Raw genomic sequence first — 23,481 nt, 5'->3', positions numbered from 1 at the left:
CGGAAAGAAAGAGAGGACTGAATAAGGTGAAAAAATATGTAGCAGCCATTCTGGCGTTATTGTTCGTGCTCTCACCAATTTCCGGCTACGCAGCAGCTTCCTTCACACTCAATTTGAGTGCGAAGGAAGTCCTTCGCGGCGATGTAATCCAGATTTCCGGGACGGTTGCGAGCGATGCCGACGATGTTGTAATCAAGATTGTAAGGCCCAATAAGACACTTCTTTATATTGATGCTCTAGCTCCATCCAATGGCAGTTATTCTACAAAGATAGCGATTTCGAAAGATGCAGATCTTTCTCCGTTTGGTGTTTATAAGGTGGTTGCTGGCAACGGAACCTTAACAGAAACAGAAACGTTCACAGTGGTCGATCCGAATGGAAATGTACCGGTAGATCCACCGGCAACACCAACACCAACACCAACACCGCCGGATACTGGCTCGAACGATGGAATCGTAACTGCTCCTGCGAGCGCAGCAATTCCTTCTGATGCAGGTAAAGCTGTCGACTCTATCCTTCAGCCAGAATTGGCCAAGGATGGACGTTACCTCATTGGCAGTGAAACAATGGCCAAAGCCATACTGGAAGCAAGCACTTCAGTAACCATCGAGCTGCCTGCAGCGGCCAGTGACTCTGGCAGTGCACTGGAGTTTCCAACGAAATCATTAGTAGATCTTAAGGATAAGAATTTGGAATTAATCATTACATCTGGAAATCGAACAGTTCGTTTCCCGGCAGGCTCCATCTCTGCAACGGACGAACTGCAATCCCGGATTCGCCTTGTTCTAAACACAGCCTGGACGGATGAAGCGAAGAGTGTAGTTCAACAATCACTTCAAGCGAACTCTGATTATACCTCAACAGGCGTTATCCTCTCTGTTGTGATCCAGGTTATCTCTGGTGACAAGACCCTAGATATTCATAACTTGGTCAAGCCCGCTATAGTAACTATGAAGTTGACGGAGGAGCAGGCGAAATTACTCTCTGCTGATCTTGCCGGTGTCTATTATGCGGATGGTAATAAAGTTGAGTATGTAGGAGGCACCCTTAACAGCGGTACTTTTACTTTCACGGCTGAGCACTTTTCCTATTATACGATTCTTGAGTTTAACAAGACCTTTATAGATTTGGCAGGACATTGGGCAGAAGAATCTGTGAAGTCTCTGGCAGCCAAACATATTGTGAGCGGTGTGGATGAACAGCATTATGAGCCAAATCGGAGTATAACCCGCGCCGAGTTCACCACCATGCTTATGCGGACGATCGGCTGGACAGGCAAGGTTTCAACTGAAGCCGCAGTAAATCCATTCTCGGATGTGGCGGCTAATCAGTACTATACCGAACAGGTAGCAGAAGCCGCATCGCTAAACATTGTTTCGGGATATGATGGTGCATTCAGACCGGCTGATAAGATTACGCGTGAAGAAGCTGTGGTAGCGCTTGTTCGTGCAGTACAATACTTTAACCTTACGGAGTCGGGTCAAGGCGAGCCTTCTTTTTCGGATGGGAAAGAGATCGCTACCTGGGCCACAGCATCTGTAAATAAAGCCTGGTCGCAGGGGTTGATTCAGGGAGACGGCACTCATTTCAATCCGCAGAAAATGCTAACCCGGGCTGAAGTTGCGGCCATGATCAATCGGCTGTTGCCAAACGTTTCATTATAAAACAAAAGAAGGAGGACCCAATCGTAATGAGGAAACAGCTTATTTCTATAGTGATGACAGTAATCTTCCTATATAGCAGCATGTTGAATCCGTTAGCTTTGGATACCATTTCGGCGGCTTCTGACTCCTCTATACAGGATGTGGCAACTCGAAATGTGGCTTTGAATGCGAGTGCAACAGCTTCGGGGCAGACGAACAATAACGAAGCTGCAAACTTCGCTGTTGATGGCAAGAACGATACGAAGTGGAGCGACAATACCAGTGCTAAGAAGAAGTGGTTAGTGCTGGATTTAGGTCAAGTTTTTAATATTAACGAATGGGTTATGAAGAATGCTGCAATCGGCGAATCCGGCAATAGCCCATTCTGGAATACCAAGGATTTCCGTCTGCAGAAGAGTGTTGATGGCGAAACCTGGGTAGATGTCGATGTGGTAACGAACAATGTGCAGACGATCGTTGACCGGCATATACCGGTGTTCTCTACCCAGTACATCAGGTTATATATCGATAAGGCGGCATACGACAGTAATACGGCTCGCTTGTATGAACTGGAAGTGTACGGGGTGGAATCTACGCAGACTCCCGCGTATCCAGCAACTAATCTTCAGCCTGTGGATTATGTGGACCCGTTCATTAACACGCTAGGCGATAACGGACAGACGAATCCGGGTCCAACCACTCCATTCGGTTTGGTTTCACTTGGCCCGGATAGTGATGGAGGAGCCTTTAGTGGATACTACTACCAAGATAAGTATTTAAAAGGATTCTCGCATCTGCGTTTTAGCGGTGTCGGCTGCAGCGGCGCAGGCGGCAACATCCTGATGATGCCGGAAACCAGCTCCTTTACGAAGAATAGCAGTGAGTATAAGCAAAAGTACGACAAAAGTACCGAACAAGCCTCTCCAGGTTATTATGGCGTGAAGCTCGCATCTGGCATTGGGGTTGAACTTACTTCATCAGCCAATGTTGGCTTTCATCGCTACACCTTCCCTGAGTCGGATACCGGCTCTGTGCTGATTGATCTGTCCAACTCTTACGCGGGCATGGTAGATGCCAACCTGAAAGTGGAGAGCAATAATGAAATTACAGGCATGATCCAATCGAAAAATGTATGCGGAAATGGTTATTACACCATGTATTATTCCATTCAATTCGATCATGACTTTGACTCCTATTCCTCTTGGCAGGGCGATGCGGTAGGAACGGAAGCAAGCCGCACTGGCTCTAACAGCGGAGTGTGGGTAAACTTCAATACGAAAGACAATAAAGTGATTCAAGCCAAGGTTGGTCTCTCCACGATTAGTGTGGATCAGGCCAAAATCGAACGTAATAACGATATTAAAGGCTGGGATTTCGATGCGCAGCACAGTAAGTCGAGAGACACTTGGAGTCAGCTGCTGAACAAGGTTGAGATTACGGATGCTGATGAAGAGAACAAGACCGTTTTTTATACACAGCTGTATCATTCTTTCCTTCATCCAAATAATGTTACCAGCTCCAATGGTACGTTTAAGGCAGGAAGAGATGAGACTACGATTCGCCAGGCTGCAGAGCTCGGTGATGACTTTGAGTATTACAATGGCTGGACAACCTGGGATGATTTCCGTAAATATTCCTTGTTCTCGCTGCTGGAGCCGCAGAAATATGAGAATATGGTGAAGTCATTGGTAGACTTGTACGATACCAGAGGGTCGTATACGCAGTGGGGGGCAGGTTACTGGCCGAGTCCGACTGTAAGAAATGAGTTTAACGGGGCAGTAATCCTCGATGCCTATGCGAAAGGGTTTACTGATTTCGATGTGTATGCAGCACTTAAAGGAATGGCTGTGGATGCAGACAATTTCTCGATAAGTGAGACAGATATTTCTGGAAAGCTGGAAAAAGCAGACAGTGCTTATTTTCCAATGAAGCTTGCCGAAATGATCGGAGATAAAGAAACGTATGAGAAATACAAGGATCTTACCTTGTCCTATAAAGATCTGTGGAATCCGGATCAAGTGGATGAGAACGGCGACAAACGTGGTTTCTTTACGCCCAATGCAACTACAGTAGCCAAGGGAGATGTTACAGCGGTAGACAAGTATGCCTATCAGGGGAACCTGTGGACGTATCGCTGGTCAGTGCCTCAGGATGTTTACGGACTGGCGGAATTGATGGGCGGCCCAAGAGAAATGGCGAAAGAGCTGCAGCATTTCTTCGCTATTGACGAATATATGGCGATCAATGAACCGGATTTGAATGCACCTTATCTATTTGATTATCTGGGCTTTCCTTATTTGACCCAGTATTATGCACGAGAGTATACGACTGAAGTAGTAACGCAGAAATACCATAACCATGGGCCTTATGCCTATCCGATGGAATCCCGCATATACCGTGATGATCCGGAAGGATATCTGCAATCCATGGATGACGACGCTGGCGGAATGTCCTCCTGGTTTGTTTACAGTGCCATGGGCTTGTTCCCCGGGAACCCGGGAAGTCCGTATTACGTAATCGGGTCCCCTATTTTCTCAGAGATGAAGCTGCATTTGGACAACGGCAAGACCTTTACAATCAAGGCTGATCATGTGTCCAGTGACAATCGTTTTATTCAATCGGCGAAGCTGAATGGTAAGGACTTCAATCAAGCCTGGATCAATTATGATGATATTATGGCAGGCGGTACTTTGGAATTCGATATGGATGCAGTGCCAAATACCAGTTGGGGTGCAGCTCCAAGCGCAGCACCGCCAACAAAGGATTATACAGCAGATATCGATAACACATTGTCACGCCAGCAATTAATTGCTGAACAATCGAACTGGAAATATCTAGACAAGGGCGTGTATGCAGGCAATGGCTGGACAACTTCGGAATATGATGACAGCACTTGGGCTTCCGGACCGGCAATGCTGGGGTATGACAATCTTGGCAAGGTGAAGACAAAAGTCAGCTATGGACCAGATGGAAGTAAAAAGTACCCAACCACCTATTTCAGGAAAACGTTCGAAGTAGCTGATGTGGAGGGTATTCTCGAACTGGATGCTAATCTGATTCGTGATGACGGTGCCGTAGTGTACTTGAACGGCCATGAGATTATCCGTAGCAACATGGCGTCTGGTGAAGTGAAATACGACACCTATGCGAATGCAACCGTAAATGATGAGCGGGATCGGAATGGATATATAATTGATCCGGCCTATCTGGTCAAAGGTACTAATGTCTTGTCCGCAGAGGTTCATCAGGCGAATGCAAACAGCTCGGATATCGCCTTCGATTTCAGCCTCGAACTGGTGAAGCAAATGACTGAACCAGCTGCTCCTACTGAACCGATTGTGAATGATAAAGCCAATACCTTCGGCTGGACGACGGTGCAGGGCTTCGATCAAGCAGCCGATTATGAATACAGCACAGATGGAGGTCTGAACTGGAAGCCAGCAACCGTGAATCCGCAGACCGTGGGTCCGCTGGATTACGAGACAGGAAAAGTACAGGTGAGAGTCAAGGCCAATAAGAGCGAGAACACTTTGACTGGTCAAGTGTTAGTGTCGAATGCTGCCTATACTTCGGATATACAATGGGATGTTTATGATCTCAAGGCTGAGGTTGACCGGACCAGCAACATGGTAGTGGATGTCACTGGCACCTTGAAAGGCGACTATGTCGATTCGGCAGTTGCGGTCTTCCAATTGATGGATGGCAATAAACAGGCCGTGATGTCCAGTGCTGTATCCGTAGAAACGGGCAGTTTCGAGCTTCCACAGATCTTTAACGTGAATGCGGAAAAATATCAGGTGAATATCTACCTGGTAGATGCTTATAACGGCAACATTTACGATTCATTATGGCTGGCGGAACCGATTGAATTGCAGCCGGAGCCAGTATTGGCTCCAACGCCGAAGCCACCGGTTGAAGAACCACAACCCGATCCGGAGCAGCTACCGGAGCCGCTGCCGTTGCCGGTAGAAAAACCGGATGCGCCTGGTGGTGAGGAGCCTGTGGATGACGGACTGACGCTTCAGTTTGAGAACCGAAGCGAGTGGTCATTGGCTAACAATACGTTTAATAATAATCCGTTAGGCATCGAACCAAACAATGGCGGAACAGTTGTCAAGAACACGTTTGATGGCGCATGGATTGCCTTTACTAATTATGATTTCGGCACCACCGGTGCAAACCGCATTACGGTTGAATATGATGCGCCTACGAATAAAGTACCGGCAGGCAGCACGCTCGAAGTCAGATTGGGAAGTATCACTGGTGAACTTGTCGGTACGGTCAAACTGTCGAATACGGGCAGCACTTGGGGGACGTATATCACAACAGAAGCCCAATTGAATAGAACCGTAACCGGTATGCAAAATCTGTATGTGGTCATGAAGGGCAGCACGACCAGCACGCTTCCTTACATCGGCAACTTCGACCGTCTTACATTCGGATACCAAAAGATTAGAAATGACTTTGCGGCTTTGGAACTGGAAGCCTACGATGAGTGGTCAACCGATCTAAATACGTACAACGGCAATACTCCGCTGAAAACAGAAGCCGGAAAGAGTGGTAAGCAGGTTGCGAATACATTCAACGGAGCTTGGCTTGCCTACAAAGGAATGGACTTCGGCAGCGAAGGCGTCAATCGTTTGTCGATGGAGTACGCAGGCAATAGCGGAAACTGTGCTGCAGATTCGGCTGTTGAAGTTCGGCTCGGCAGTGTAGACGGTAAGTTAGTCGGCAAGATCGCCACACCACCAACAGCTAGTGGCTGGGGCACCTACAAAACGGCCATCGGTGACTTGACTGAGAAACTTACCGGTATTCAGGATGTGTATCTCGTATTAACTGGCACTACCAGCTCCACTTTCAAATACATCGGCAACTTCGATAACGCCGGCTTCTCTTTACAAGCAGAGGTGCCGGATGCACCTACTGAGTTGCCTGTGCAAGACAAACTGACTCTTGAATTTGAGAACAAGAGCGAGTGGTCGGCAGCTAAGAACACGTTCAATAACAATCCGTTAAATACCGAAGCAAATAACGGGGGGACGGTTGTTAAGAACACGTTTGATGGCGCATGGCTGTCCTACAAAGATGTCGATTTCGGCACACAAGGCAAAAATCATATTGAAATGGTATACGACGCACCTTCGGGAAAAGCACCAGCAAATATTGTAGCCGAAGTTAGATTGGGTGGTATTGCTGGTGAGCTTGTAGGTACGGTCAACCTGCTAAATACGGGCAGTACTTGGGGGACCTACAAGTCAGCTACAGCGCACTTAACTACAACGGTAACTGGCTTGCAGGATCTGTATATTGTTGTGAAAGGCAGTACGGATAGCACCCGTCTGTACGTCGGCAACCTTGACAGCTTTACGTTGGGATACCAGGCGGTCAGAAGTGACTTTGCCAAGCTGGAACTGGAAACCAAAGATGATTGGTCGAAGGCTCTAAATACGTACAATAACAATACACCGCTCAAAACGGAAGCTGGAAAAAGCGGATTACAGGTGGCGAATACATTCAACGGAGCATGGCTTGCTTTCAAGCGAATGGACTTCGGCAGCCTTGGTGTAAATCAATTGTCCATCGAATATGCAAGCAACAGCGGGAACTGCGCCGCCGATGCGGCAGTTGAAGTTCGGCTGGGTGGAATAGACGGTACCTTGATCGGCAAGATCGCCACACCTCCGACTGCAAGTGGATGGAGTACTTATAATACAGTAACCGGCAACTTGACCGAGACACTTACTGGCATCCAAGATGTCTATCTCGTGTTTACCGGAACTACCAGTCCGGCATATAAATACCTCGGTAACTATGATAATGCCAGCTTCTCATTAAGCGCGTTGGTGCCGGAACCGGATGTGACTGTGGAGCTGGAGAACAAAACCGAGTGGACATTGGCTGTTAATACGTTTAATAACAACCCTTTAGCCACCGAAACTAACAACGGGACGGGAATAGTAGTCAAGAACACCTTTACTGGAATGTGGATTACCTACAAAGATGTTGATTTCGGAACTCAAGGTAAAAATTACGTTGAGTTTGTATATGATGCACCTTCCCAAAAAGCACCTGCAAACGTCGTAGCAGAAATCAGATTGAACAATAAAGATGGGGATCTCATCAGCACGGTTAACCTGCCGAATACGGGCAGTGGCTGGGGAACCTACAAAACCGCCGCCGCATCTCTTGGTCAATTGTTGACCGGCAAACAAACCATTTGTGTCGTATTTAAGGGTTCTACTACAGCAAGCCTTATGTATGTAGGAAACCTTGATAAGATGAAATTTTCCAAGGTGGAATAAGCAGTATGTAGATGTAAAAGTTGCAAAAAGTCAGTCTCTAGATTATTGGAGACTGACTTTTTTTGTTTTTGATCCATAGCAGCGTGCTTCAGTAAGTTATAGCAAAGGGATCTGCTTGAGTTATGTATGCAGCCTTTGTGTTATTTAATATAACATAAAGGCTATGAATTGATGCTAATTAATGAATGGATATACTGATACTTGCTTTAATTCCAAATATATTAACTTATTTTCAAATAATGAAGTTAGAAAAAGAGTGAATTAATATATTGACGTAATATAAATTCACATGTAGTATAAACCATAATTTAGAAGATTAAGTTGCCCATAGGATATATATGTTGTTGACCTTAATTGACCAATGGTCTATTTAAGGCATTATTGCTTTATTAATTTAATGTAGCGCATAATGTGAGACTACATTCCATAAATTGGAATATAGTCATCCAATTCTAGTGCTGGATCGACAACATCCAGATAGGCTGAGTTTTCCGAGAAGCACTAAATAGATTGAGAGAAATTGTTGGGATTCATCGACTACCCGTATCTAAACTAAGGAGGAGTATATCGAATGATTAAGAAGAGGAATTGGTGGTCTGTTTTACTTATCGTATCGCTTCTAGGGATTTTGTTCACAGGTTGCAGTACTAATAATACTGCCAATAATGCACCGGCAGAGAGCACCGCCCCTACTGAGAGCGCAGTGCCAGAAGCCACCGAAGCGGTCGCTGACGGACCTGTTGACGGCGGAACTCTGGTAATGAGCACATTCTCCGATGTCGTGAATATTAACCCGCTCCTAGTTAATGATACCGCTTCAGGCGATATAGCCCAATTCGTATTCGCCAGCCTGTTTGATCTAGATCGTGAAGGCAATGTAACGGCTCAGCCTTGGTCTCTGGCGGCAGAACTTCCAGTGATCTCAACGGATGGCTTGACTTACACTGTGAAATTGAAAGAAACGATTAAATGGAGTGATGGACAGCCAATCACTGCGGATGATGTAGTGTATACAGTCGAGACCGCTAAGAATCCGGAAACCGGATCACCGCTAACCAGCGCATTCGATAAGGTAAAGACGGTTGAGAAAATTGATGACCGGACAGTGAAATTTACAATGACCCAAGTATATGCACCCTTCTTATATGCACTATGTCAGGCGATCGTACCAGCGCATGTTCTGAAGGATGTGAAGCCGACTGAACTTCAAACCAATGCCTTTGGTACCGACCCGGCCAAAACAGTTACAAGCGGACCGTGGAAATGGACCTCATGGAAACAAGGAGACAGCCACACGCTCGATGCTGATCCTAATTACTGGGGCGAAGTTAAACCTCACATCTCTCAACTGGTGTACAAAATCTACGCAGACCAGAATACCGAGGTTCAGGCTCTTCTGAAGGGCGACACGGACCAAACCAGTGCCATCCCAGTTACACAGGTCGAAGCGGTCAAAGCTAACGATACTATAAGTGTAATTCAAAAGCCGGGCGCTCAATATGAATATGTGATGTTCAACTTTGATTCCAGTAACTTTAAAGACGATTACGGATTGTTTGATGGACAGAAGACTAGACAGGCCATCGCCCACGCATTGAACCGTCAAGGGATGGTCGACAACATTCTTAAAGGTGTTGGCGCTCTGATGAACGCACCGTTCCTGCCTGATACATGGGCTGATCCGGGTGATGCCGCTGTTAATTATGATTACAACCCGGAAACAGCGAAGCAACTCCTGGCGGATGACGGATGGGTTGCCGGTAGTGACGGCATTCTCGCTAAAGACGGACATCGTTTCTCTTTTGAACTGCAGTACAATGCAGGCAACAGCCGCCGTGAGCAAGTAGCCGCTGTTATTCAACAGAACCTGAAGGAAGTAGGGATAGAAGTAACGCCTAAAGCTATTGACTTTGCGGCCTGGATTGACCAGAATGTCACGCCTGGTAAATTCCAAGCACTGCTTCTGGCATGGTCCCTGAATAACCCTGATCCGGATGGTGAGAGCATATTCTCCTCCAAGTACTTCCCGCCTGCTGGCCAGAACAGCGGCTGGTATAAGAATGAGAAGCTGGATCAGCTGTGGGTTGATGGATACTCTACGGTAGATCAAGCCAAGCGCAAAGAGATTTACAAAGAAGTAGGTAAAGAGATTTCCACCGATCTGCCTTACGTATTCCTGTATCAATATGGTCAAGCGATTGGCACCGGGCCTAGAGTTCATTGGGCTGAGGAAGATGCCCCAGAACCATCGCTTGGCTATGGACAATACTTCCATGCTATTAAATGGTGGGTAACCGACTAAACAAACGGACACAGGAAATGGAATTCCGGGAGAGGAAAGAGAAATTCTCTTTCCTCTTCTCCTTTTGTATGAAGGGAGTATGAATTCCGGATTCCATGCCTTTACCATCTATAGGAGGACAGTTGATGACAGAATATCTGATCCGTCGCGTATTGCAATCGGTATTGGTAATCTTTCTTATTACCGTACTTACCTTTCTCTTGATCCATGCTGCCCCGGGAGGGCCAACTCAAGTCATGCTATCCCCGGGCCTATCCCCAGAAATCTTTAAGCAGCAAGCTAAGAACCTTGGACTCGATCAACCGATACCTGTACAGTATGTCCGCTGGATAGGCGACATGGTGCAGGGAGATCTGGGCTATACTTTTAAGAATCATCTTGCGGTGTCGGGCCTGTTGTGGCCCCGGATCGGCAACACCTTCATACTCATGGGAGCAGCTTGGTTGGTGTCTCTGCTGATCGCAATTCCTTGGGGGATCTATAACAGTACCAAGGTATATGGATTATCTGACCAGACGGCATCCTTTATCTCTTATCTCGGGTTTGCACTGCCGACGTTCTGGTTCGGGATTTTGCTCCAGCAGTGGTTTTCTTTAAAGCTGAATTGGTTTCCCTTGTCAGACATGTATTCAAGAGGGCACGAGGGAGATATAGGTGATTTGTTCATGCACCTTGTACTGCCGGTAACGGTCCTGTCACTCGGTTTTCTTGCGTCTTACATGAAATATGCGAGGGCAAGTATGCTGGAGGTATTGGATCAGGATTATATCCGAACCGCACGGGCCAAAGGCGTCAAAGAACGCAAGGTTGTTTTCCATCATGCGCTGCGCAATGCACTGATTCCAATTATTACGATTCTAGGACTTGATCTTCCTATATTGGTAGCAGGAGCCGCGTTGACGGAGAATGTATTCAATTGGCCGGGTATGGGCCGCTGGTTTGTGGAGATGGCGTCTGCGCGTGAATACTCGGTGCTGATGGCAGTTACTATTGTAACGGCGGTTATGGTTGTAATCGGTAACCTACTGGCTGACATTCTATATGCCGTAGTAGATCCTCGAGTGAAGCTCGGGAAGCAAGGGGGAGGAACAGCATGAGTGCAGACAAGTCACAGCTCCATACTTCCCATGCAACTGAACCGCTTGGACTATCGAATACTATTCCAATGCCTTCTCTTGATCCGCAGACACCGATAACTGACTCCAAGCGACCTCCAGGTCCTTGGCAGATCCTGTGGAAGAAATTTTCGCACAATCCGTATGCGATGATCGGGCTGGTGGTTTTGCTCTTTTTCGTAGTTGTTGGATTGCTGGCGCCTTTTATTACAAAATACGACCCTGCCGCGATTGACCTGATGTTCGCCAACCTGCAGCCTGGAGCTGGGGGGCATCTCTTGGGAACAGACGAGCTTGGCCGCGACATCCTGAGCAGATTGCTATTCAGTACCCGAATCTCGCTGCTTATCGGATTCTCCGTAGCCCTTTCTTCAGTAGCCATCGGAACGGTTATCGGCGCTGTTTCGGGTTATTTCGGTGGATGGGCAGATACGATTTCCATGCGCATAGTTGACGTTATGAACTCCGTACCTACCTTGTTTCTTAATATTCTGGTACTGGCGATTTTTGGTTCCCAGATTAAGTATATGATTCTAATCTTGGCCCTGACGAGTTGGATGAGTATTGCCCGTCTGGTTCGGGGAACCTTTCTGCAGTTGCGGGAAATGCAGTATGTAGAGGCTGCTAGGGCGATTGGGGTATCCAGCTGGGGTATTATATTCCGTCATTTACTCCGTAATGCGAGTTTTCCGATTATCGTAAATGCGACCCTGATGGTTGGTGGAGCAATCTTAAGTGAATCTGCACTGTCCTATCTTGGTCTAGGCATCCAGGCACCGGCCACAAGTTGGGGGCTCATGCTCAGTAATGCTCAGGAATTCATGCTGGTCGATCCGAAGCAGGCCTTATATCCAGGCTTATGCATCCTGCTGGTTGTGCTGGCTGTTAACTTTATCGGTGATGGAATACGGGATGCTCTTGATCCCAGACAGCAAGCAACCAAATCCCGGAGGAGGCTGGACCAATGGCGGAAAAACTACTCGAAGTCCGAAAACTGACCGCGGGTTTTGTAACAGAGAAGGGGTTGGTCAGAGCGACGGATCAAATCTCCATTTCGGTTGACAAAGGTCAGACCGTTTGTCTTGTTGGTGAGTCAGGAAGCGGAAAAAGTGTGACCTCACTCGCAATAATGCGTTTGATTGATTATGCGGGCGGAATGATTCTCGAAGGGAATATTAATTTCCACGGTCAGGATCTTGCCACTAAAAAACAAGAAGAGATGCGGCACATCCGCGGCAACCAGATCGCTATGATTTTTCAGGATCCCATGACTTCGCTCAATCCGGTATTTACGATAGGGGAACAAATTGCCGAGAGTCTGCAACTGCATCAGAACAAGAGTGGCAAGGAAGCCATGAAAATAGCTATAGAGCTGCTCAAGTTGGTTGGTATCCCTGCACCGGAGATTCGTGCCAAGCAGTATCCACATGAGTTATCCGGCGGGATGTGCCAGCGTGTCGTAATCGCCATTGCCCTCGCCTGCAATCCCGAGCTGTTGATTGCCGATGAACCTACGACGGCCCTTGATGTTACCGTACAGGCACAGATTCTGGATCTCCTGCGAAAGCTTCAGGCGGAGCTCGGCATGTCCATTCTGCTGATTACGCATGATATGGGCGTGGCTGCGGAAATGGCGGACCGTATCGCTGTGATGTATGCCGGAGCTATCGTGGAAGAAGGAACTGTCGAGGAGATATTCAACCATCCAAGTCATCCTTATACAAATGGACTGATGTTGTCCATTCCAGGTTTTGAAGGGGGACGGGGAGGCGAGCTGTATACCATTCGGGGAACGATTCCGCCGATCGGCCAGCTACCTGCGGGCTGTCGCTTCCATCCGCGCTGCCCTCAGGCTATGGAGGTCTGCAGACAGCAGGAGCCGCCTAATTTTATGGTATCTGACGATCACCGTACCGCCTGCTGGCTGTTCAAAGACCACCCGGCCGAAGCTGACGATAGAGACGAGGTGAGACGCGCATGATTAATGAAGCGGCCAGCAAACTGGCTATTGAAGACGCTGCTTCCGCCGAGGTACTGGTAGAAGTGAAGAATATTAAGAAGTACTTCCCGATTACTAAAGGTTTGCTTAATCGAACTGTCGGTCAGGTGAAGGCTGTTGATGGTGTTACGTTGTCTATTCGAAAAGGAGAGACCTTTGGTCTAGTCGGCGAATCTGGCTGCGGCAAATCTACATTTGGAAGGGTACTGCTTCGGTTACAGAGCGCAACCGAAGGAGAGGTGCTGTTCAAGGGACGAGATATTCATTCTCTGGGCAATCAGGAGATGCGGAAACTGCGCGAAGAGATGCAGATTATTTTCCAGGACCCTTTCGGTTCGCTGAACCCGCGTTTTCTCGTCAAAGATATTATTGGAGAGCCGTTGCGTATTCACCGAAGCATGTCTGCAAGGGAAATTGATGCCAAAGTTGTGGAGCTCATGGAGCTGGTTGGACTCGATGCTAACCGGAGAAATCGTTATCCACATGAATTCTCGGGTGGACAGCGCCAGCGGATCGGCATTGCCCGAGCGATCGCCTTGAATCCACAATTCATCGTAGCCGATGAAGCGGTATCAGCACTCGACGTATCTGTCCAGTCTCAGGTGATCAACCTGCTCATGAAGCTGCAGAAGGAGCTTGGACTGACGTTTCTCTTCATTGCGCATGGTTTGAACGTCGTTCGGCATATTTCGGACCGCGTGGGGGTCATGTATTTGGGCAAACTGGTTGAGGTCGCAGAGACCGAGGCGTTATTCGCAGCTCCACTACATCCTTATACAGCAGCCTTGCTCTCGGCTATTCCCAAACCGACGCCAAGACGCATACAGGATCGAATTGTACTGCAGGGTGATGTACCTTCACCGGCTAATCCCCCATCCGGCTGCCGCTTCCACACCCGTTGTCCGATTGCAGAGGAGAAGTGCCGCCAGCAAGAGCCTTTGCTTGAGGAAGCAGCGCCCGGCCGCAGGGTGGCTTGCCATTTTCCACTTCTCTCTACGTAGTGTTGTCTTCAACCCGAGTCCTCTTGCTGTCACAGCAAGAGGGCTTGGGTTTTTTTAGCCTATACCACATTTACATACTTAAGGCAATACGCAAAAGGATACATAAAAGTAGTCTTAGGTAGAATTCACATTTATTACTAAGAACGTTATCTTATATATTAAGTAATGTTCTTAATCAAGAACTTAGGAAGTCCACATTGGGGCCTTTTCGAAGAAGCTGCCACAGGCAGCTTTGCATATAAGGTGGGGGTCTGAAATGAGCGCAATCGCCGGTGTCTTTCATTTACAGCAGCATATCCTTGATCCCGAGCAGGGGCTGCAGCTTATGCAGGAGTTGAAGCGTTATCCGGCCGATGAGACGAGTGTCTGGCAGAAGAAAGGCATCTTCTTCGGCTGCCATGCCCAGTGGATCACACCACAGTCTCTGAACGAGTCATTGCCCTTCTATGATGCCGAACGGGGGTTGGCCATTACGGCCGATGCTATCATCGATAACCGGGGTGAGTTGTTTCAGCAGCTTCAGGTACCTTATGAAGATAGGGAATCCATACCGGACAGTTTGCTTATCCTGCTGGCCTATGAGAAATGGGGAGATCAGACACCGGTTCATTTGGTAGGTGACTTTGCCTTTATGATCTGGGATGAAAGAAAAGGTACTCTCTTCGGAGCCAGAGATTTCTCCGGCAGCCGGACACTCTACTTTCACCGATCCGCTGGATTGTTCTCGTTCTGTACGGTCATTCATCCGTTACTGACCCTGCAGGGTGTAAGCAAACAGCTTAATGAACAGTGGGCATCCGAGTTTCTGGCGATCGAAGGTCGAATGGATACCCTGAATTGCTTCTCGAGCGCTTATCAATCGATCGAACAGCTTCCTCCTGGGCATTGGGTTTCTATCACCAATGAGAAGATTGTTTTCTCCCAATATTACACACTGCATACGCCAAAACTTCGTCTAAGTTCTAACGGTGAATACGAGGAAGCTTTCCGTGAAGTTGTTGGGCAAGCCGTGCGAGATAGGCTTCGTACTCACCTTGCAGTTGGTGCCAATTTAAGCGGTGGACTGGACTCTGGTTCGGTCGTCAGCTTCGCTGCCGAAGAGCTTCACCGTCGCAGGCAACCATTACATACTTTCAGTTCCTATCCAGTAGACACTTTCACCGATTTCAATCTATCCAATCGAGTGGCCGACGAACGACCCTTTATCCAAGAGACCATCGATCATGTGGGGAATATTGAGCCGAACTTTCTGAACTTTCCCGAGCTAAGCCCTTATTCCGAGATTGATGAATGGTTGGATATCATGGAGATGCCTTACAAATTCATTGAGAACTCCTATTGGCTTAAAGGGATCTTCGAGCAGGCGCAAATGAAGGGGATCGGTGTTCTGCTTAGCGGACAAAGAGGTAATTGGAGCATTTCCTGGGGTACCGCGCTAGATTATCAAGCCAAGCTGATTCGTGAGCTACATTGGCCCTCCTTTTATCAGGAGTACAGGCAATATAATCAGTCCATGAATGCGGACAGAAAAAAGGTGCTGCAAATTGTCAGTAAGAAAGTTTTCCCATCTCTTACTCGGCTGTTGTCTAAGAGGCCAAATCCGTTGCCCGAACTAATTCATCCCGACTTCGCTAAGCGAACGGACGTGAATCAACGACTAAAGGAATTTAACATGGATAGTGAGCATTCGCAGACGATCTATGGTATTCGGAAAGATCATTTTGAGCAGCCGCATATTTGGAATGTGAACGGAACCGTCGCCACCAAGCTGTCGTTGAAGTATCGAGTATGGGATCGCGATCCTACAAATGATTTGCGTGTGATCCGTTTCTGTATGTCTGTGCCAGAAGAACAATATGTTCAGAACGGAGTAGACCGTTCCTTAATTCGCAGGGCGATGAAGGGACGACTTCCGGACAAGGTCAGAATGAATCGTAAACGGCGCGGGTTGCAGGGGGCGGATGGGATTCACCGTATGATGCCGGAGTGGCCCACTTTCCTTAGGGAGCTTCAAGAAATGATTAGAGATCCCCGTGCATCGTCCTATTTGAACCATGTTGATCTTGCCAGATGTCTAGAGCGGCTTGGCAGCAAGCCCGATCCTACTATGATTTATAGTACAGACTTCCGCCTTCTATCGCGAGGACTTGTATTTTATCGTTTTCTGAAGCGTATGTCCTGACAGATGATACTTGAAGGGAGGTGAAAATAATGAAAAAAGAATATAACACGCCTTCTTTGGAAGTTCTTGATATCAAAATGACTATGGCTGGACCAGGAGAAAGAATTGCTGACTCTTTCCAGGCTGATCCGACTGAAGTTGTACACTACTCCTAAAATGGCCGTTCGTCCGGCTCCGCCCTCATCCCCCTAAGCATGTTGGGAGGGGGATGAGGGTTTTCTCTTTTTAATCATCTGTGAAACATCGGGTGAAATTGACAATATGGAGTGAACAGTATGGTCAATACAGTTCAACGCCTTGCCTATAAAGCATTTGGTCTGCAAATTTATAGTGAATTACCTTTGCCGGAACTTTCTCAAACTGATCAGCCAGGGCTCATCGGTAGCATATCGGTCATTCAAGCAGATCTGGTGGAGAAGTGGGAATATATACCAAAGGTCAGCCGCAGTCTAGGTATGCTGGAGAACGAAGTTATGTTCGAGATAAAGGATACAGCTATTTTCTCTGTTCAAGACGGCAATACCATAGTAGTGTCACCCGCTGCCCATGCCGACGAGGATTGTATTCGTTTGTTTATTCTGGGAACTTGCATGGGTATTCTGCTTATGCAAAGACGAGTTCTCCCTCTTCACGGCAGTGCGCTCGTAATCAATAACAAGGCCTACGCCTTGGTGGGACGTTCCGGAGCAGGCAAATCGACACTCGCTTCCTATTTAATGGATCAGAACTACCGGCTTATCAGCGACGACGTTATTCCCGTTATGGTGCAAAATGGACATCCGTTAGCAGTTCCAGGCTATCCGCAGCAGAAATTATGGCAGCAAAGCTTGGACTATTTGGGAATGAATTCGTCCTCTTATCGTCCGCTTTTCCAAAGAGAAGCTAAATTCGCCGTTCCGGTGCATGATCGCTTTCACGCCGAACCGTTGCCGCTCGCCGGTATATTCGAATTAGCAGTATCGCCTGACAGCCCAATAACTGTACAGCCTATCCATGGAATGGAACGATTCCATACGATATTTAATCATACGTATCAGAAGCATGTCTTGAGTTATCTCGGGATCATGGAATGGCATTTCGGCTTGATCGCCTCATTCGTCAACCGTCTGCCGATATATCGGCTTACCCGACCTGAGAAGGGCTTTAGCGCTCCGGAGCAAGCTGCCCTTATTCTTGAAACGATCCATAATCAAGTAGAGGAGAGATAAACTGATGAACAATACAAATATGTTGTCGCTCGAATCGATCCTTGTGCAGCAGCCAGGCAATATCGCTAGCGACATGGATGGTGAGAAGGTCATGTTGAATGTGAAGAATGGAAAGTACTATAACCTTGGAGAAGTCGGTGGAGAGATCTGGACGGCCTTGGCCTCACCAGGTCCTGTAAGCTTCGTTGTGGATACTATTAAAGAGAATTTCGAAGTCCCAGCTGAGCTTGCGCAGAAGGATGTGCTCTCTTTTCTGCAGCATTTGCTGGATGAGGATCTCATCGAATTCGTTGACCAGCCATGATTACCATGCGCCGCATGCGCCGACTGCTGACGTATGACAAAGCCGTTTTGGAGCTAATTCCAGAAGCTTTGCTAAGGTTGACCCAGGCGAGACTTCAACTGTTGTTTCCGTTCTCTAAGACCGCGTCGAGGCTCGGTCTACAATCTAATGAAACCTCTCCGCTCTCCAAAGATAGCGATACTCCTAGTATTAAGCATATTACTAGCGCCATTCGTCTAATCAGTAGATATACACCTTGGAAGAGTACTTGTATGGTCAGAGCGGTTGCCGGACTGAACATGCTGGAGAAGCGCGGAATCGAAAGCACACTGTATCTGGGGGTCGCAAAAGACGTGAAAGGCCAAATGATTGCGCATGCTTGGCTGCGCAGTGGGGCTTATTATGTCTCTGGCGACGATATGATGCAGGGTTTTGTCGTTGTGGAGAAGTTTGCAAAAGTGTTACCAGCCGAGTAATCGAGGTGTGCCCATGCAAGTAATTATCTATTACGTCCGCCAGCTACTTCATTTATCTGGAATCAAACTGTACCTTAATATGTTCGGCATGGTCATCAGTGGGCTGCTGGAGAGTTCCGCCATTCTGCTGCTTGTACCTATGTTGGCGATGGCTGGCATTCAGCTTGGGGGTACAGGAGCGGGCTATAATCTACCTATGTTTGGTTTTATCACCGAGCTGCCACAGTCCACGGCGCTTCTGCTTGTGCTCGGCGTCTACATTCTGATCGCCCTTTGTCAGAATGTAATCTCACGGTCGGTCGCAATCCGCAATGTAGAAATTCAGCAGAATTATGGCCGGAAGCTGAGGTATGAAGTATATGGCGCATTATTGCGGGCCGAGTGGTCTTTTTTTCTCAAAAAAAGGACTTCGGACCTGATCAACATGATGACAACGGAACTGGCAAGAGTGCTCGCAGGCATAAGCAGTTTCTTGCAGTTTATTACTTCGCTTCTGTTCACCCTTGTCCAAATTGGCTTCGCTTTTTGGCTGTCCCCCAAGATGACTCTCTCCGTATTGGTATGCGCGGTCCTGTTATCCGTGTTCTCCCGTCGATTTATCCGTAAGGCCAGAATGCTGGGAAGTCGCAGTTCCTTACTCGGTAAAATCTATTTGGGTGGAATCACGGACCAATTGAACGGTATCAAAGATATCAAAAGCAACAATCTGGAGCTTTCTCGGCTGAACTGGCTTCATGATTTCACTGGGGAGGTCAAGCAGGAGCAGCTTGATTATACACGGATGCGCTCGAATTCTCAGCTGTTGTACAAAATGTCATCCACACTGCTGATCGCCGTATTTATCTTCGTGTCTTTCAAGTTTATGCACGCAGAGGGTCCAAATCTGCTGTTGGTCATTCTGATCTTTGCTCGGCTATGGCCGACATTTGCTACGCTGCAATCCTTGATGGAACAGCTTTCTTCTGTTCTTCCTTCGTTTAAACAGTTGCAGCAATTGCAGGAGGAATGCCTGCAGGCCGCTGAACGTAGTGAGGAAGAAGGCAAGCAGCACATCGTACCTTTGACGTTGAAGTTGGGTCTGGAAGCGCGGAATGTCGATTTTCGTTATCATCCGCAGGAGTCGCATTATTCACTGCAGCAGGTAAATGTCTTTATTCCCGCCAATCGCATGACAGCTGTGGTTGGACGTTCGGGGGCAGGGAAGAGCACACTTGTTGATCTGCTCATGGGTCTGATGCAGCCGGAATCAGGGGAGATTCTGGCCGACGGCAAACCGATCTCAGGAGAACAGCTTCTGCCGTACAGAAGGTCGATCGGTTATGTCGCACAGGACCCATTCCTCTATAATGCTACCATTCGGGAGAATCTCACGATGATTAAACCGGATGCGAGCGAGGAAGAACTGTGGGAAGCTTTGGAGTTTGCTTCTTCAGCCGAATTTGTCCGTGCACTGCCGCAGGGAATAGATACGCTTATTGGTGACCGCGGCATTCGCTTGTCTGGTGGGGAACGGCAGCGTCTTGTGCTGGCGCGGGCGATTATCCGCAAACCCTCCATATTGGTTTTGGATGAGGCGACGAGTGCGCTGGATACGGAGAACGAGAAGAAAATTCAGGAAGCATTGGATCGTTTGAAGCACTCCGTAACGATTATCGTGATTGCCCACCGTCTGTCTACAATCCGTGGAGCGGATCAGATTTTGGTTATTGACGATGGTCATGTTGTCCAGCAGGGGCTGTATTCAGGACTAGCCTTAGAAAAGGGCGGGATGTTTAGCCGATTGTTAAGCAGCCAAGATGAGGCTATGTAGATGGGCGAACCACTAATTTAACTAATGAAAAACACAAATGCCGAGTAGCATAAAAAGCCCCTTCTCTTTTCGGAATCGTCCGAAAAGAGAAGGGGCTTTTTCACTTGAAAGATAATCTCACCACGTTGAGACAATATCTTCTTATAAAAATAGTTTTGCAGTTCGACCCAGGCGGACTGTAGAGCCGCTATTTCCCTTTTGAGGGGGTGAACGGAATAGGAAGCGGACTCAGGAAACGCTATTGAATCAAAAACAGGTTCTTTTGGGAAGAAATTCAATCAATAGCGTCCCTTGAGTCCGCCAAACTCCCAAATTGCCTGATTCCGAGTAAATAGGGGCTTTTCAGTCCGGATGATTCTTTTTTGCTTGCAAAGATGGAGGTCTGCAGCCAAGGACGGCGAAGCCATTTCTTCTTGTGGATCGAACTTATCCAAAGATAGTGGAACAAGCCTCACTTGTCCGCGCCGACCGCTTTTCTCCAGCCCCATAAAAAGGGACGCAAAGGGAAATACAGAAAGTGCAGCGGCTTAGGCAGCGGAAGTGTCTTGGCGTCTGCCGCATAAGGATACAGGAATCCCAGTACGTACAGGAGCTGCTGCGGACGCGTTAGAATCGCTGGTTGATAATATTTGTAATGCCGCTCCACTTCCGGCGCGAGCGGAGGATTATTCAGGTTGACCAATCGCTCTATGTAGAACATGGAAAGTTCTGCTAACCGGTGGGCCTTAGGGCTGTCTGTCAAACCTGACAGGGCGGGATCTATGGGTGCCTCTAGTAAAGCGGCCGCCAATAGCAGGGCCTGCCCCCCCATATTGCTATAATGATACCGCTGAAGGAGCTGAATCAACGCGCCGGGCGCTGGCTGTTGCGCTAACAGCTGCTTAATATCGAGCAGCCAGCGCAGTCTTGACCAGCCGTGTCTGGATCCGTGAGCGCTCAGGAACAGGAATAGATCCTCTTTGCCTAAATAATAGACATTCCGTCCGAGACTGCTTGCTCGCGCGCGCGTCCATAGCTCATCGAAATCAGGCTCTTTCGAAGGAGCGGGGTTCAATCTCCAGTGGACTTCGACTTTGATCGAAGTGACGGAGTGATTGAAGGTCGTATGATGCTGTCTCCATTTCCAATCTCCCAAGATAGACTCGAATTCCTCTTCCTTTACATACCCGAGCTGGACCAGCAGGGCTTCCGTTTCAGCCAGTTGTTCCAAGGGCACGATGAAATCGAGGTCACGCGAGGTGCGAAGCGAGACGTCACCGTATAAATCCAAGGCAAGTACAGGCCCCTTCAGAAACAAAGAGCGTATATTCAAGCGAGCCAGTTCATCGCCAATTCGCCCCATTTCGCCACTAAGCTGCAGCATTTGCACAGTATTGCGGCGGTATTCATTCTTCAACCGCTGGATAACCAGGGTAGGCACACACTCTTCACGCATACGGCTAAGCTTGGGATATAAGAAGGGATATATGCGATGATGCAAGTTTAGCCGGATAAACAGCTCCCAGTCTATATCTGCGAATAGTTCCGGCTCTCGATCCGCCGTCTCGTCGATGTTGTCCGTGGCAAGAAGCGTAAGTAGAAGCAATAATTCCGAAGATAAGCGCCCTTTATCTAGGGCATACCGGTCAGTCATAGGAACTCTCCTTCTTATTATCCAAACAAGATAGAATTCGTTCTGTTTAGAGAACGCTCGAACGTACTGTGAGCGTAACATCGCTAACAGAAAACTGTCAATTCCAATGTTCAAGTGATATAACTAGATTGAATTCCGAATGATAATTGGAGAGGGTTGAAAATGGAAAATTACACGATATTAGCCTCACGAAAAAGGATTATGTTTGTTACTTTGCTTTCCGTTGTATTTCTCTTGCTCGGCGCGGTCTTCATTTTATTCACTGTTATTGCTGTAGGCAGTGGGAATAGTGATATTAATGTATATATCGTCGGAGTTGTGGGGGTTGTTGTTGTTCTCATTTTTTTATTGTGTTTATTGTACTACGTAAAAACCTTGATAGCTGGAAAACCAGCAGTCGTCATCTCGAATGAGGGTATTTTTGACAACTCAAGCTATTTGGCAGCAGGATTAATTAAATGGGAAGAGATTGATGAGATTGCTCTAATCAATTATCAGAAACAAATTTTGTTAGGAATAACAACATACGATGCAAATCTAATTATTGATCGTACCCAAGGGTTTAAGCGAATGTTATATAAAATCAACAAGAAGTTGATTGATACTCAGGTGAATATACCGGTCAAAACATTAGCTTGCTCCATAGAAGAATTAATAGAGATGATTACGGAAAAACAAACGGCACACGAGAAAGAATCTAGATAAGAACCAATAGGGATTACTCGGTTTGCCTTCATTACTATGTGCAACAGAATCAGCAGATAAACTAGCCAGTCTCCGGGTTATTGGAGACTGGCTGGTTTTCGTTGTTGCCAGTAAACATATTGACCGCAGGGGTCAAGGAGTCTACAATCAGATTGACCAGAGTAGTCAATGCTATCGCGAGGTGAATCCATTGTTTGCGAAATTTCTAAATCTGAACACGGAGAAGCAGGATCGAATATTAAATGCAGCCCTGAAGGAATTCGCCAAAAAAGGGTATCAAATTGCATCTACGAATGAAATTGTGAAGGAAGCTGAAATATCAAAGGGCTTATTGTTTCACTATTTTAATAATAAGAAGGACCTGTACTTATTTCTGTACGATCATTTTATGGAGATGCTGCTGGAGGAAATACATGCCAAGATTGATTGGATCGAAAATGATATTTTCATCCGATACAGGCAGGTGGCCATCCTTAAGTTTGGTCTTTTTCAAAAATATCCTGATGCCTTCGATTTCATCAAGGCCGCTTATCCCGAAGATGCTGATGAAGTCAAAGTGGATTTGGAGCGCAGGATAAAGGAATTATTGGATAAGGGATACACCGATTTTTTTGCGAATCTGGATTATTCTAAATTTAAAGACGGAACCAACATCACGAAGACGATGCAGATTATTTTTTGGACCATGGAAGGCTTCGCTTCTCAGCTGCAGGCTAAAGTGGCAACTACTCCGTTGGATCAAATGAAGCTAGAGGAAATCTTAGCGGAAATGGACAGTTATAGCGAGATCCTAAAGAATGCTTTTTATAAATAGGAATC

At 47.3% G+C, this 23,481-nt stretch carries 16 protein-coding genes; 15 read left to right on the top strand and 1 reads right to left on the bottom strand.

Going from position 1 to position 23,481, the window contains the following annotated elements; translation table 11 throughout:
- The first annotated feature begins 26 nt into the window (after nucleotides 1–26).
- The 13 genes from GJB61_RS32445 to GJB61_RS25270 all read left to right on the top strand — a co-directional run bounded on the left by GJB61_RS32445 (nucleotide 27) and on the right by GJB61_RS25270 (nucleotide 20,324).
- Nucleotides 27–1,664 (top strand): S-layer homology domain-containing protein, encoded by a 1,638-nt coding sequence (locus tag GJB61_RS32445; RefSeq protein WP_154121814.1) that lies wholly within the window; start codon nucleotides 27–29, stop codon nucleotides 1,662–1,664.
- A 26-nt stretch (nucleotides 1,665–1,690) separates the two neighbouring features.
- Nucleotides 1,691–7,948, top strand: coding sequence for a GH92 family glycosyl hydrolase (locus GJB61_RS25325; RefSeq protein ID WP_154121813.1), 6,258 nt, complete (start codon nucleotides 1,691–1,693; stop codon nucleotides 7,946–7,948).
- A gap of 571 nt (nucleotides 7,949–8,519) precedes the next feature.
- Complete coding sequence (locus GJB61_RS25320) at nucleotides 8,520–10,250, top strand: peptide-binding protein (protein ID WP_154121812.1); 1,731 nt, start codon at nucleotides 8,520–8,522, stop codon at nucleotides 10,248–10,250.
- A gap of 125 nt (nucleotides 10,251–10,375) precedes the next feature.
- Nucleotides 10,376–11,347, top strand: a complete 972-nt coding sequence (locus GJB61_RS25315) for an ABC transporter permease (protein ID WP_154121811.1) — start codon at nucleotides 10,376–10,378, stop codon at nucleotides 11,345–11,347.
- 68 nt (nucleotides 11,348–11,415) lie between these two features.
- The gene (locus GJB61_RS25310) at nucleotides 11,416–12,363 is read left to right on the top strand and encodes an ABC transporter permease (RefSeq protein WP_154121895.1); all 948 of its coding nucleotides are present in this window, start codon (nucleotides 11,416–11,418) and stop codon (nucleotides 12,361–12,363) included.
- Nucleotides 12,330–13,346 carry an ABC transporter ATP-binding protein gene (locus GJB61_RS25305; protein ID WP_154121810.1) on the top strand — a complete coding sequence of 339 codons (1,017 nt, stop codon included), beginning with the start codon at nucleotides 12,330–12,332 and terminating at the stop codon, nucleotides 13,344–13,346. Before GJB61_RS25310 ends, GJB61_RS25305 begins: the two co-directional genes overlap by 34 nt.
- Nucleotides 13,343–14,365 (top strand): ABC transporter ATP-binding protein, encoded by a 1,023-nt coding sequence (locus tag GJB61_RS25300; protein WP_154121809.1) that lies wholly within the window; start codon nucleotides 13,343–13,345, stop codon nucleotides 14,363–14,365. The genes GJB61_RS25305 and GJB61_RS25300 overlap by 4 nt, the downstream gene beginning before the upstream one ends.
- Before the next feature lie 256 nt (nucleotides 14,366–14,621).
- Nucleotides 14,622–16,547: an asparagine synthase-related protein gene (locus GJB61_RS25295; RefSeq protein ID WP_154121808.1), complete on the top strand. Its 1,926-nt coding sequence runs from the start codon at nucleotides 14,622–14,624 to the stop codon at nucleotides 16,545–16,547.
- Nucleotides 16,548–16,576: 29 nt separating this feature from the next.
- Complete coding sequence (locus GJB61_RS25290) at nucleotides 16,577–16,702, top strand: paeninodin family lasso peptide (RefSeq protein ID WP_154121807.1); 126 nt, start codon at nucleotides 16,577–16,579, stop codon at nucleotides 16,700–16,702.
- A 120-nt stretch (nucleotides 16,703–16,822) separates the two neighbouring features.
- On the top strand, nucleotides 16,823–17,755 hold the full coding sequence (locus GJB61_RS25285; protein ID WP_154121806.1) for a phosphoenolpyruvate carboxykinase (ATP): 933 nt from the start codon (nucleotides 16,823–16,825) through the stop codon (nucleotides 17,753–17,755).
- Nucleotides 17,756–17,759: 4 nt separating this feature from the next.
- Nucleotides 17,760–18,059 carry a lasso peptide biosynthesis PqqD family chaperone gene (locus tag GJB61_RS25280; RefSeq protein WP_229522445.1) on the top strand — a complete coding sequence of 100 codons (300 nt, stop codon included), beginning with the start codon at nucleotides 17,760–17,762 and terminating at the stop codon, nucleotides 18,057–18,059.
- On the top strand, nucleotides 18,056–18,514 hold the full coding sequence (locus tag GJB61_RS25275) for a lasso peptide biosynthesis B2 protein (protein WP_154121805.1): 459 nt from the start codon (nucleotides 18,056–18,058) through the stop codon (nucleotides 18,512–18,514). The genes GJB61_RS25280 and GJB61_RS25275 overlap by 4 nt, the downstream gene beginning before the upstream one ends.
- A 13-nt stretch (nucleotides 18,515–18,527) precedes the next feature.
- Nucleotides 18,528–20,324 carry an ABC transporter ATP-binding protein gene (locus GJB61_RS25270; RefSeq protein ID WP_154121804.1) on the top strand — a complete coding sequence of 599 codons (1,797 nt, stop codon included), beginning with the start codon at nucleotides 18,528–18,530 and terminating at the stop codon, nucleotides 20,322–20,324.
- 451 nt (nucleotides 20,325–20,775) lie between these two features.
- Here the strand turns inward: GJB61_RS25270 and GJB61_RS25265 are convergent, their stop codons facing one another.
- Nucleotides 20,776–21,957, bottom strand: coding sequence for a nucleotidyltransferase domain-containing protein (locus tag GJB61_RS25265; protein ID WP_195724474.1), 1,182 nt, complete (start codon nucleotides 21,955–21,957; stop codon nucleotides 20,776–20,778).
- A gap of 162 nt (nucleotides 21,958–22,119) precedes the next feature.
- Here GJB61_RS25265 and GJB61_RS25260 point away from each other — a divergent pair, with 162 nt between their 5' ends.
- Both GJB61_RS25260 and GJB61_RS25255 read left to right on the top strand, forming a co-directional pair.
- Nucleotides 22,120–22,662 carry an STM3941 family protein gene (locus tag GJB61_RS25260; protein WP_154121802.1) on the top strand — a complete coding sequence of 181 codons (543 nt, stop codon included), beginning with the start codon at nucleotides 22,120–22,122 and terminating at the stop codon, nucleotides 22,660–22,662.
- Nucleotides 22,663–22,684: 22 nt separating this feature from the next.
- Nucleotides 22,685–23,476, top strand: coding sequence for a TetR/AcrR family transcriptional regulator (locus GJB61_RS25255; protein ID WP_338116115.1), 792 nt, complete (start codon nucleotides 22,685–22,687; stop codon nucleotides 23,474–23,476).
- The last annotated feature ends 5 nt before the right edge of the window (nucleotides 23,477–23,481 follow it).

Origin of the sequence: Paenibacillus monticola (assembly GCF_009664975.1) — a bacterium.
Lineage (GTDB): Bacteria > Bacillota > Bacilli > Paenibacillales > Paenibacillaceae > Paenibacillus_AQ > Paenibacillus_AQ monticola.
Note: the sequence above shows the minus strand (reverse complement) of the source record. Positions and strands in the feature narration are given on the sequence as shown.